Genomic DNA, 13,174 nt, shown 5'->3' on the forward strand with positions numbered 1-13,174 from the left:
TTTAGAGTATCAGAATGTACCGGAACGGAGAAAGGCCGACTCCTGAGGGATCAGCGTGCGTCTTGAGACCCTGGACGTAGCAAAGCGAAGGAAGCGGCTCAAGCCACGCCCCTCGGAAAGCGTGCCTTTCGGAGTTCAGGGAAACGCGGTGAGATAGTTATGTCTCAGCCTCCTTTGGATTTCTTATGTCCAAACGCACCCTTAGATGGGATAGTGGTTTAAACTCGTTAATCTGTGTTGCAGCCGGACGCGTGTGCTATGGGCGGGCGGTGAACCACTGATCCTCCCAAAATCACCTGCTGTAGCGAAGATTAACTTAGTAATTACAAATAAATCATGTTACGCAAACCCGCCCGATAGCTGAACCCCGCAAATAGATCTATAAAATTAATAACTTAAAAGTGTTCACAGAAGTATTACTAAATATGAAATAGCTACCATGTAAAGGTAGCCGGTTCTTCAACTAAGCATACATGGTCGTTCGTTTTCCAAGAAGAAATTTCATGGAATTTTCTTACTCTCCTGTAACAATTGAGATTCTCCTGTTCGCTCCCAAGATTCCACAGTTTCATACGCTTGCTTAGGAGAATACCCTTTGCCCACAAGTACCCCCATCAAGATAAACTCTTGAAAAACATGTGTTAAATTGATACCCCTTTTCACATCTTCTTGTGCTTCTTCGACTAAAAACTCTGTGTACCTAATCCAATCGTCAGGAGTTTTTTCTATATTTGATTCATTTTGCACATGACTATTCGTACGATTTTCAGTGTAAAGAAAATTGTACTTTGCGGCATGCTTAAGTTCATCAGTTAATATATCAAATACTATGTCTCGATTTTGACAATCCGGTAGACCTTTTCGTATTTCTCTATACTTTTCTACTGCTTTTAACTCGCCAAAAAGGGCTTGCTGAATTCCTTCTATATAGGAAGCTGGTTTCTTAAAATCCTCTGCAGTTACGTCCATTACTTCTTGACCAGTAAAATCTTTATACATTTTCTTAAACATTAAATTATGTCTAATCTCATCATCTCGAATGGATGAAATTATTTCTTTATCTTCCTGTGTGGGAGCAACAGATATTAAGTACTCATAAAAAAGCCGGTCTTCCTTTTCTCCTTGAACCGCCTCAAACATCAATGCTAATGACTTTTGTAATGCTTCTGGATCGTATCCTTGATATATACTGTTCCCTAAATAGTACACAATTGTCCCCCTTATATATATTTTCATTCATATCATATGGGGTAAATTATGAATTGGTTACTAGTAGCCCATCTATTCTAAAGGTACCTCAATACCGTTAATACCCAAATTACCTAATATTACAGCACCCATAACAATGCCAGCACAGCACCATAATAATAATATCGATAACCATCTTACTAAATGCAATATTACATAAAATCGTTTATCGAGAACAAGAATTCTAAACTCTCTCCTTAATCAACCATATATGTACAATTCACTTCTACACAATATTTCATTTCATGAAAAAGAGCAGTTAGTTTTCACACTAGCTGCTCTGCTTATTTAATCACACGGTATGGAAATTCGTTCCGTCTGTAGTTTCTGCCACAATGCCAGCACGAATTACAAAGTCACCAAAGTGTTCCCCATCATTGCGTTCTTTCGCATAACGCTTTAATATAGGTCCTAATTCACCTAATATCTCTTCTTCACCAATATTCTCACGGTAGATCTTACTCAGGCGTTGCCCCGAAAAACCGCCACCTAAGTACATATTATACTTGCCTGGTCCTTTACCAATGAATCCGAGCTCTGCAATCGCTGGACGTGCACAGCCATTTGGACAACCCGTCATACGCGTCACGATTTCTTCATCTCCAAGCCCTGCTTCATCTAACAAGCCTTCGATTTTCGTGATCAATGAAGGTAGATATCGCTCTGCTTCTGCCATCGCCAACCCACATGTCGGCAGCGACACACATGCCATGGAGTTTCTACGTAATGCTGACTGCTCAGCTGATGACTCTAATCCATACTTCGCAATGATTTCTTCTATATTCTCTTTATTTGAAGCCGCTACATCACCTAATACTAAGTTTTGATTCGGACTCAAACGGAAATCACCTGTGTGGATTTCTGCAATTTCACGAAGTGCGGTCATCAGTTTATAGTTTTCCGTATCACGCACGCGACCGTTTTCAATGAAGAATGTATAATTCCAGTGTTCATTTTCAGCTGGTATCCAACCATAGCGATCGCCATTATGATCGAAGTGATAAGGGCGTGATTCTTCTAATTCCCAGCCAAGACGACTATGAAGTTCTTCAATTAACCAATCAAGTCCACGAGAATCAATCGTGTACTTGAATCGCGCATACTTTCGTACAGAGCGATTTCCGTTATCACGTTGGATCATCATCAAATGCTTCGCTACTTCTACCACTTGATCTGCAGGGATGAAGCCAATTAGACGACCTAACTGAGGATAGGTCTGCTCGTCGCCATGGGCCATTCCCATACCGCCACCAACTGCCACGTTAAAACCGACTAGTTTTTCGTCTTCTACTATAGCAATCAATCCAATATCTTGGGAGAATACATCGATATCATTCATTGGAGGAACTGCAATACCAATCTTGAACTTTCTCGGTAAGTACGTAGCACCATATATAGGTTCCACCTCTTCCCCTGCCGTATCCACAACCTTTTCCTCATCCAACCAAATTTCATGATAAGCCGTTGTTTGTGGCAATAAGTCTAAGCTTAATCGCTTCGACCACTCATAGACTTCCGTGTGAACCGATGACTGATTCGGATTTGGGCTGCACATGACGTTTCGGTTGACATCACCACAAGCTGCGATGGAATCCAGTAATGCATCATTCATTTCCTGGATATTCTTTTTCATATTCCATTTTAAAATACCGTGCATTTGGAACGCTTGGCGTGTCGTTAATTTTAATGTGCCATTACCATATTTATGTGCCAATTTATCCATAACAAGCCATTGTTTTGGCGTAGCGAAGCCAGCTGGTGTCCGCACGCGGATCATGAACTGATAGGCTGGCTCTAGCTTTTGACGCTGTCGCTCGACCCGCAGATCTCGGTCATCCTGCAAATAACTGCCGTGGAATTTCATCAGACGGTTATCATCATCTGGAATTCCTGAACTGATAGAATCATTCATCGTTTCAATGAGATTTCCTCGCAAGTAATCACTTTCAATTTTAATTTCTTCTACATCACTCGGTGCTCCATCTTGTATATGGATCGGTTTTGTTGTTGAAGACACGCTTCCACTCCCCTTCAAATTACTTAATAGACGTCTCTCTGATAGCGTTTTTCTTGAACTAACTGTGTTATGAATTGTTCGGCTTCTTCAAGTGATTTATCGCCTTCTTGCTGAAGGATTTCCAGCAAAGTCGCGTGGACGTCTTTTGCCATGTTCTGTTCATCACCGCATACATAAATCACTGCACCTTCTTCAATCCATTGATACAGTTCTCGACTCGATTGTTTCATACGATGCTGCACATATACTTTTTCATCCGTATCACGTGAAAAAGCTACATCGAGACGTGTTAACGTGCCATCCTTCACGTAATTTTGCCACTCAGTCTGATAATAAAAATCGGTCACATAATGCTGATCTCCAAAGAACAACCAAGACTTTCCTTCCGCTCCTGTTTCACTACGTTCTTCAATGAATGAACGGAATGGCGCGATACCCGTCCCTGGCCCTATCATAATGATGGGTGTTTCCAAATTAGCAGGCAAACGGAAATTATCATTTTTATGAATATAGATGGGTAATGTATCTCCCGGTTCAAGGTTTTCTGCACATTGGATAGAGCAAACGCCTTGTCTATCGCGGCCATGCGCTTCGTAACGAACAACACCAATTGTCAGATGGACTTCTTCAGGATTCGCTTCTAGGCTACTAGCAATTGAATATAATCTCGCGGGCAATTTACGAAGAATCCCCACCAGTTGTTGTTCTGAAGCTTCTACTGGTCCGAAGTCCGTTAATGCATCGTATACATCCCGTCCATCAACATACGCACGTAGTTCATCCGCATTTTCTTTATTTACAATTCGTTTCAACTCTTCCGACTTGGAGTAAGTAGATAGTTTTTCAAGTAGCGGTTTAGTTACTACGGTAATCTCTAAGTGATTCAGTAAAGCAATACGTAAAGCACGGCGTTCTCCTTGTGAATTGATTTCAACTGTTTCTTCTGCATTCCAATTACCTAGCCTAATAATCTTATCGACTAAGTCGGAATTATTCGTTGGAAAAATCCCTACACTATCTCCTGGTTTATATGTCAATCCAGAACCTTCCAATGAAATTTCTATATGACGCGTCTCTTTATTTGAACCTCGACCGTTTAGGTTAATATTTTCAAGTACTTCTGCTTTAAATGGATTTGTGCGTGAGTACTGAGTGGAGGATGAAGCTTCAACTTCTACACTAGCTGCCGCTGATTGGCCCCCCGTATGAATTTCCAATGAGACTTCCACTGCCGCTAACCACTGTGCTGCAGGCTCATCATAATCCAAATCACACTCTACACGCGGTGCTAACTGAATAGCACCGAGTTCGGCTAGTTTCTGATCAAAATCAGCACCTGTCTTACAGAAAAATTCGTACGAGCTATCGCCCAGTGCCAATACAGAATAATGAAGATGATCTAGTTTTGGCGCACGTTTACCATGCAAGAACTCAAAGAATGGTAAAGCTGTGTCAGGTGGATCTCCTTCTCCATGTGTACTGACGACCAGCAATAGGTTTTCAATTTTCTTCAGATTATTTGGTTTAAAATCATTCATGGACTGGATTGTTACATTAAAAGATTGTTCTTTTAACTTGGCAGCTGCTCGTTCTGCTATTCCCTGTCCGTTACCTGTTTGTGATCCGTAAAGAACAGTTATTTCTTTTATCGCTGTCGGAACTTCGATGGCGGGACGTTCTAACACAGCGACGCCAGCCGATGGTACTGAAGCTGAACTGACAGCTGTTAAATAACCACTCAACCAACTTTGCTGTGTTTCTGTAATGTTCGGTAATAAACGATTGAGCAATTCTACTTGTTCTTCACTAAAAGGACTGTTCGATACTTGTAACGCCATATTCATCACCCTCGCAACCTCTTATTGTATTTTTATTATGGCTTAACGTTGTAGAAAATCTGACTAAACTGACAACTTTTTTAAGATGGTTTCATTGTATTATGATTATTCCTATTAGTCAAGTAGGTATTTAATATAGAATGAATTGACAGTTTCCGAGTAGTGATTTGTGCTTCGCAAGAGACGTGTTCCCTACGTACTCACTAGTTAAACTACTACATCTATCAAACATAAACTTTGAACTTAGATATACGTAAAAAAGAATGCCCTGTTGAAGTGAAGTAACTTCTAGGACATTCTCGTTTAGTTAATTCGATAGTTTTACGTTAGTGTGCTTACCTGTTCTTCGTATCCAGGCAGCTACTAAGATGAGGATTAGTAAACCGAGTTGTGCCATAATCGTTTCATAGGTCGGATAAAAACCAATTAAGTCAATTATCGGCAATCTGGGTTGTACCGTTGTGTTGATCACGTTCGTCAACTGCAACGTATGCAGACTGACACCAATAATCTTGAAAGCCAGTACGTAGATCAAAATCGTCGCTACTGCAAAGAAGCGATGGATCGGAATACGATGGCTGAGCTTCATGAAGACGACCGCAACGATCGCCAATATGATAATAGCTAGCAATATCCCCATCACAAATTCCAGAGTAGACATTTTCGGCGCAATTCCTGCATAGAAGACAATCGTTTCCGCACCTTCTCTAAATACAGAAAGGAAACTGACCGATGCCATGGCGAATACACTACCTTTTGAAATTGCTTGACCCATTTGCTTAGATATATATCGATTCCACGAGGCGATATTAGATTTTTGATGCATCCAAATGCCGACACCAATCATTAGTGCAGCAGCTACTAGTCCAACATAACCTTCCATTATTTCACGGTCATTACCAATCGTGAGAGATTGCAATACCGTGGACATCATGATCGCTACTACCATACTAAGCATCATGCCAGCACTTGCTCCAACAAACACCCATTTACGCATAGCTTGTTGATTAGCACTAGTTAAGAATGATAATAGTGCCATAATAATCAGCAATGCTTCGAGACCTTCACGTAATAAAATCAGTGCAGAGTCCCAAAAACTGAAACTATCATTTGTTTGCAGTAAGGCAATCTGTTGTTTGAAATTTTGTAACTGACGATCGGCATTTTTAAGATCATAACCACTATTTGACAATTGTCCAATCATCAAAGGTAGTTCATTTTCAAGCTCTGTATAAAGAGAGGCATTTTTCGTACGCACTTCCCCTTCTACATTCGGCCAAATTTTAATGAACTCACTCAATGATTTCTTCGCGTTATCAAGCTCTCCATTTTGTAAGAAGTCTGAGCTTTCATCTAACAGTGCAATCAATGTGGTCAAAGAATAGTCTTTAGTTGCTGTCTCTTTCAACGTCCCCTCGACAAACTGATCTACCGTGACAGTTAATTCATCAAATTGTGTCCGCAACATATTAAGGTCAGGTTCTTCCTCCGCCAACGTGATTCTCATGAATGCCATAGCCGTTTCAATTGCACCATACGCTGAAATACTTTGCTCTCGCACTGGACGTTCATTGCGTGTCCAAGTAGAAATGAACTGTTGATTGGCTTGTTCGATTTCTTCAAGTGAACCCGACTCAATTGATAATCGCAAGTCCGCGAGCGACGATTCCATCGCTTTTCCAAACTTCTCACGTTCCGCTTGTTCGTCAACTGGATTTTCTGACATTTCCAATTCATGTACTGCTTTAGATAATGAACTCAATAACACTCCGCGTGTTTCCGAGTCAGCTTGTATTGCTTTTTTTAACGTTTTATCGATTTCTTTCGTGTACCGCGAACTCTCCAGATTCTGTTGTTGCCAAATCGTTTCGAATTCTAGTAAAGATGTCAGTGCTTCTGCATCGTTCGATTTCTTAGTTTGCATAATCGAATCACTAATGGAAATATAGAGGTCACTATAATTTGTTTCCGTTTCAGCGAACGCTGGACGGATTGGCATGAATAGAACGATTAACATAACTGCAATCCATTTATATAATTGAGAAGAGTGAGTCACCGATAAAGCCTCCCTTTTGAATCCCAGGGAAGCAGGCGAATAGCGCACTGCCGCGATGAGTAATATATTCATTTAATTTATCTTCACGACCAAAACTATTTTGGATTGCGATAAATTGTTCGGGATCTTTTTGGAACGAGATGAACAATAAACCTGCATCAAATGTACCTGTTGAATCCATAACGCCCGAACTATAGGAGAATGATCGACGTAAAATTTTCTTTTTGGATTTCTTAGCCAACCGCACATGGGAAGTTTGGGAGATAACATACTCACCATTTGCATCTTTTTCATCCAAGTCTACTTCGTCCGTTTCTTTTTCTTTACCTATTGGCGCTCCCGTATCACGATGACGGCCAAATGTAGCTTCTTGTTCCCGCAAAGCTGTTCTGTCCCATGTTTCTAAATGCATCTGAACTCGACGGACAGCCATGTACGTACCATTGGTCATCCAACTTTTTGATTGACCAGCATCTATCCAAGCGACTTCATTCATTTCAGCTTCTTTAGATCCATTAGGATTAACTGAACCATCTTTAAATGCAAATAAATTTCTTGGTGTTTCTTTTTTCTTCCCTTTCATTGGATAGGAATTAAAACCTGCTTGTGTCCATTTTAATGACACTTTCCCTGAAGCTATACGCACTAAGTTTCGAACTGCATGGAACGCAACTTGCGGATCATCTGCACAGGCTTGAATACAAATATCTCCACCCGTATAAGTTGGATCTAGTTGATCTTTCGGGAAGTGCGGCAAATCTTTCAGTTCAGAAGGCTTTTTTGATGCTAAGCCTATAGATTCTTTTTCAAATAGTGACGGACCTACACCAAACGTCAACGTTAAATTGGAAGCATCCAATCCGACTGCTTCTCCTGTATCTTTTGCCGGAATGAGCATATTAGAAGTCTGACCATCAATCTGTTCACCATTCATCATGCGAACAGCAATGGGAGTCCACGTTTTAAATAGATCCATTAATTCTTGTTGTGAATGTACCAAGACATTTAACGAAGCAAAATATACATAACTTTGGCATTCAGTCGCAATTCCGGATTGGTGCTTTCCATAGAAATTAATCTTGTTTTTTGAGAGTGGATTATCTTCTTCCTCTACCATTCCGAATACTTTGAGAACACTGCCAAGACCTGATGCTCCGATCGCTACACCTGCTGCACCTGCTCCTGTATACTTCAGCATTTGACGACGTGAAATTTTCTTTTCATAGAATTTCTCTTCCGTTTGGTCCGTCATAGTATCACTCCGTTACGATGCCCATCATACTTAATGGTTCACCTAATTGATTTACCGCTTCTGATAGCGATTTTGTATCTTCTTTTGTTAGTTCTTCATACGATATATAGCCGCCATTTCCATCTTCATATTCAGCAAGTAGACTATTGATTGTTCGGAATTTCGTTTCAAGTTCATCGACTAGTTGCTGATTTTTCTCTGCCATCTTATCCTTTAGAATTTCATAGATTTTTTCTGCACCTTCAATATTTGCTTTAAAATCATATAGATCGGTGTGAGAATAAATTTCTTCTTCACCAGTTATTTTAGAAGTAGAAACTTCATTCAGTAAATCGACTGCTCCCGTGATCATCAAGTCAGGTGATACTTCAACTGTTTCTACTCGTGCACGCAGTTCCTTTGCATCCTTAAGTAATTGATCCGCAACATCTGCGTACCCTTCGGTTGTATTCTCCACCCATAGACCGTACTCGATTTTATGATAGCCAGACCATTCTTCTTCTCCTTGCCCCTCTTCTTGAACATCTGCAAGGCGTGCATCGATTCGTGGATCTAAGTCTCCAAAGCTTTCTGCAATCGGTTCAGAGCGTTCAAAATACATTCTAGCAAGAGGATAGATTTTCTTTGCTTCTTCTATATCTCCCGCTTTAACAGCTGTGACGAATTTTTCTGTGCCCATAACGAATTCATCCATTTGTTCAAGCGCAAACTCTTTATACGCATCTGTTTCAACAGTTAAGTCGACTTCTTCAGTTGCTGCTGGTGCTTTTCCCGTAGATTCTTCAGCTGCTCCACAACCTGATAGTAAAATTCCTGTTGTTAAAACGAAAGCTGTTACTATTTTTTGTTTCATATTTATTCCTACTTCCCAAAGTTTAGTTTTCTGTTATCAATGATAATCGTTCTCAAATGAATGTCAATAGGAAATTAAAGGAGAAATATGTATCTTTCTAGTATTTATTGTATTTTTAGAAAATATACGAGATACTATATTTAACTAGATAATTCCTGTTAGGATATTTTCATCCTTGATATTCTGTAACATATAATGTATTAATCAGTCTACTTAGTAACTATTATGAAAGGAGGGAATTAGTATGAAAAGAACAGTTAGTAAGCAACAATTCACTTTCTTGCAACAAGAGTTTTCTTTTCTACAACAGCAAGGCAAAATGAAAGAAGCAGATGTCAACGAAATGCTCTCGCTATATGAATCTAAGGGTGGCACTAATTTCGTGAGAATCTTGCTGGCTTTTGGAGCTATATTAGTGGGGATAGGCATACTGAGTTTTATCGCAGGTAACTGGGCTGGACTAACGCCTTTCTTTAAGTTTGGATTAATTGTCGTTGGCATGATCTTGGCATACATCGCGGGATACAAGCTTGAAAGCAATTACGAAAGAACGTCCCGCAGTATGTATTATATAGGAGCTGCCATTTTTGGAGCCGGGATATTTCTAATTGGTCAGAGCTTTCATTTACAACATACCGTATATACAGATTTCCTATTATGGGGTATCGGAATCTCGCCACTTGCCTATTATTTAAAAGATCAATTGCTCGCTGTGTTTGCAAGTGCATTTTTTATTATCTACAGTTTTAGTGCTTTCTCTGCCTATGAAGTTGGAAGCTTTGGTCCTTTCTGGTTGCTACTATTGATTCCTCTACTATTTTGGATGAATGAAACACGATTCGGAAGAAAAAGCTCATTGTTTGTTATGAATGTATTGCTTAGTGCGGCTTTTATCGTCAATATGCTAGAATTCTTCCATATTGAGGAATGGATTTCCGTATTGATTGTCTTTGTATTAGGCGTACTTCTTGCACTCGCACCTTTTCAACATTATCGTACAGAGTCCTCTTGGACGGGTTCCGTACTATTTGGAATTACGGGTATTATGCTGACTTTCCCGTTCATATGGAATGATTTACGATTTGGTGATGCTGTACCTTATATCTTCACCGCTGTATTCATTATCTTATTGATTTATCTTCTAAAGAAAGACAGTTTACCTGCTATTTTGATCACGTGTGCGTTAATCTACCGTTATTACACGGATATCACATATGACTTCATGCCAAAGTCATTATTTTTCATCGTAGGCGGTTTGCTGTTGATTGGCTTTGGATTCTGGTTTGAAAAATCAAGACGAGAGACGGTGAAACGTCATGAAGAATAAACGGAATCTATTTCTTGTTGCTTTAATAGTCCCAATTATCCTTCTCCTAGCGATGACTTGGAAGCCTTTATATACAATGAATACAGGTAAAACCATCACATTGGAAACAGTACCTGTCGATCCGCGCGACATTCTTTATGGTGATTATGTTAGTCTCCAATTTGCGATTGAAGAATTCTCCAAAGAAAGACTTGATCCGGCGCTTATTAAAGAATTCTCCAAACATGATACTGGTAAATTGACGGTATATGCCGTTTTAGAACAAGATGAAGGAAATTTATACGGGTTGAAGACCGTTACACATAAGAAACCAAGTGACGGTCTATTTTTAAAAGGAGATATGTATTATTACGGCGAACACAGTATCGATGAAAATCAAATGTATTTCGCAAACTTCCTTCCCGATCGTTTCTATGTAGCTGAGAATACGGGTATGCAGTTAGAGGATTTATCACGCAAAGGTCAATTGCTTGCAGATATAAAAGTTCGTGATGGCTTTGCTGTGTTAGAAGATGTACGACCTAAATAGGTCACTTTATCAAAGTAGCGGAAGCCGTTGCTGGAGGTCGTGGAATACACGATTTCTAGCAACGGCTTTTTAGTTTGTATTATTTTTGAAGATAGTGAGAAATCGACTGTTGGATGTAGGGCAGTTCATATAGTTCATTCTCAAGAAATACATGATAGTATCACGATATCGCTTGTTTTTAGGCATTTTCTCACAAAGACTTGAATTTGTAACTATTTATTCTGTTTATATACTATTCAAAACTCCTACTTTTACGTATAATTTAAGTAATTCACTAAAGGAGCTGGAGCTGAACTTGAAGCCTATTTCAAAATTAGCATCAAAAATTTTTGTCGTAGTCCTCTTTGTCATGGCCATTGCTGCAGGTGCCACTTGGAACTATTTACAATCCACTGGGGGAAAAGAAGTTTCTTTTGCCCAGATGGAAAAACTGATTGCTGAACAATCAGATGCTAGTGTCTTATTAAACGAAACAGCCAAAGGTCAATTATCAATCATTGTAGATAACACAACATACAGCACGATGGTGCGTCCACAGAGTACATTAGTGGATGACTTGGTACAGAAATATAATGTAACTTATCAATATAAAGCAGCAAGTTCGATGGGTAGCTGGATTTTTGGTGGGCTTGTCCTGGCAGCTCTTTTGACACTTTTCATTCTGCATAAAAAAGGCAAGCTCAATATTGGTGCGTCGGCTATGAAGCATCAAGCGTCAAAAGCGACTCCTCTTCCTGATATTACAATGGACAATATTGGTGGAATCCCTCAAGAAATGAAAGAAGAAATCCTCCAAACGTTAGAAGTATTCAAAAACCCTGAAGTTGCAAATGAAATGGGCATTGCATTGCCTCAAGGTATTTTACTATATGGACCTCCGGGAACAGGTAAAACATTACTAGCTCAAGCTATCGCAAAAGAAATAGGAGCTACTTTTTATTCTTCTAGCGGAGCAGCCTTTACAGAATTATTTGTAGGTGTTGGAGCTTCACGGGTACGTACACTTTTTGAAAATGCCCGCAAACAACGCCCTGCTGTTATCTTCATAGACGAAGTAGATGCATTGGCTGGAAAGAGAAAAGAACATGGTGGAGAAGAATCGGAAAAGACGTTAACCGAACTACTTGTTCAACTTGACGGTGGTAATGATAATGACGGTGTGTTATTCATTGCAGCTACGAATCGAAAAGATATGCTGGATGATGCCTTCTTACGTCCAGGACGTATCGACTTTACGTTTCACGTTCAATTGCCAGATACAAAAGGACGTCGCGAAATTATCGATATCCACACAAACGGCAAAACGTTGGCTCCTAATGTAGCAGCGTCTCTCGATACACTTGCAGACAGCACGTCAGGTTTTTCTGGTGCAGAAATAAGCAGCTTGTTCGAAACAGCCAGCCGCCGTGCCATTCGCGAAGGTCGGAAATTAATCGAGAAGCATGATTTGGATTTTGCAATTGACCGGACAATCCTTGGAAATACAGCACGCACATTAAGCGACCAAGAAACGAAGCGTCGTGTAGCCATTCATGAATCCGGACACGCCATCGTCGCTGCTCTTACAAAGCCAGGTTCGGTTAGAAAAGCAACCATTATTCCAAGAGGTCAAGCACTCGGTTATGTAGCCCCAATTCAAAAGGAATTGCATTTATCTACAGCTAGCGAATTGCTCGACCAAGTCAGTATGATCCTAGCAGGTGGCATTGCAGAGCGTCTATATTTGGGTGAGCATAGTATCGGCGTTGGAGGCGATGTGGAACAGGCCAAGGATATTCTTGAGCGTATGGTGAATACGGGTTTGTTCCAAGATGGATTTTCTTTACTCTTCAATAAAGCGGAAAAAGAAGAAAAAATGCAAATGCTATTTAACCAAGCTGCAAAAAAAACAGAAATGCTCATTAAAGAGCATGCATATCAATTTGAAGAGTTAGTCAATGCACTATATAAAGAAGAAACACTTGAAGGTGATGAAGTACAGCGCATCGTCGAGTTATCGACTCCTAAAGATGCGGTAGTATTTATCTGATAGCAAAACAGCGATCATCTGGATG

At 40.0% G+C, this 13,174-nt stretch carries 9 protein-coding genes; 3 read left to right on the forward strand and 6 right to left on the reverse strand.

Annotated features, from left to right (window positions below; translation table 11 throughout):
• Nucleotides 1-501 precede the first annotated feature (501 nt).
• The 6 genes from CSV70_RS16715 to efeO form a co-directional block, all read right to left on the reverse strand.
• Nucleotides 502-1,209, reverse strand: coding sequence for a ferritin-like domain-containing protein (locus CSV70_RS16715; protein WP_233191807.1), 708 nt, complete (start codon nucleotides 1,207-1,209; stop codon nucleotides 502-504).
• A 331-nt stretch (nucleotides 1,210-1,540) separates the two neighbouring features.
• Nucleotides 1,541-3,265 carry an assimilatory sulfite reductase (NADPH) hemoprotein subunit gene (cysI, locus tag CSV70_RS11145; RefSeq protein WP_099661146.1) on the reverse strand — a complete coding sequence of 575 codons (1,725 nt, stop codon included), beginning with the start codon at nucleotides 3,263-3,265 and terminating at the stop codon, nucleotides 1,541-1,543.
• A 23-nt stretch (nucleotides 3,266-3,288) separates the two neighbouring features.
• Nucleotides 3,289-5,103: an assimilatory sulfite reductase (NADPH) flavoprotein subunit gene (locus CSV70_RS11150; RefSeq protein WP_199171619.1), complete on the reverse strand. Its 1,815-nt coding sequence runs from the start codon at nucleotides 5,101-5,103 to the stop codon at nucleotides 3,289-3,291.
• A gap of 307 nt (nucleotides 5,104-5,410) precedes the next feature.
• Entirely contained in the window at nucleotides 5,411-7,159 is a 1,749-nt protein-coding gene (locus CSV70_RS11155) for an FTR1 family iron permease (RefSeq protein WP_233191808.1), read from the reverse strand.
• On the reverse strand, nucleotides 7,134-8,411 hold the full coding sequence (efeB, locus tag CSV70_RS11160) for an iron uptake transporter deferrochelatase/peroxidase subunit (RefSeq protein ID WP_099629026.1): 1,278 nt from the start codon (nucleotides 8,409-8,411) through the stop codon (nucleotides 7,134-7,136). The genes CSV70_RS11155 and efeB overlap by 26 nt, the downstream gene beginning before the upstream one ends.
• Before the next feature lie 4 nt (nucleotides 8,412-8,415).
• Nucleotides 8,416-9,264 carry an iron uptake system protein EfeO gene (gene efeO / locus CSV70_RS11165; RefSeq protein WP_099629027.1) on the reverse strand — a complete coding sequence of 283 codons (849 nt, stop codon included), beginning with the start codon at nucleotides 9,262-9,264 and terminating at the stop codon, nucleotides 8,416-8,418.
• A gap of 244 nt (nucleotides 9,265-9,508) precedes the next feature.
• On the opposite strand from efeO, the gene CSV70_RS11170 reads away from it, so the two are divergent.
• The 3 genes from CSV70_RS11170 to CSV70_RS11180 all read left to right on the forward strand — a co-directional run bounded on the left by CSV70_RS11170 (nucleotide 9,509) and on the right by CSV70_RS11180 (nucleotide 13,149).
• On the forward strand, nucleotides 9,509-10,591 hold the full coding sequence (locus CSV70_RS11170; RefSeq protein ID WP_099629028.1) for a DUF2157 domain-containing protein: 1,083 nt from the start codon (nucleotides 9,509-9,511) through the stop codon (nucleotides 10,589-10,591).
• Nucleotides 10,581-11,120, forward strand: coding sequence for a GDYXXLXY domain-containing protein (locus tag CSV70_RS11175; protein ID WP_085131681.1), 540 nt, complete (start codon nucleotides 10,581-10,583; stop codon nucleotides 11,118-11,120). The genes CSV70_RS11170 and CSV70_RS11175 overlap by 11 nt, the downstream gene beginning before the upstream one ends.
• Nucleotides 11,121-11,415: 295 nt before the next feature.
• Nucleotides 11,416-13,149: an AAA family ATPase gene (locus CSV70_RS11180; RefSeq protein WP_099629029.1), complete on the forward strand. Its 1,734-nt coding sequence runs from the start codon at nucleotides 11,416-11,418 to the stop codon at nucleotides 13,147-13,149.
• The last annotated feature ends 25 nt before the right edge of the window (nucleotides 13,150-13,174 follow it).

It is taken from the genome of Sporosarcina sp. P25 (assembly GCF_002743235.1).
Lineage (GTDB): Bacteria > Bacillota > Bacilli > Bacillales_A > Planococcaceae > Sporosarcina > Sporosarcina ureae_B.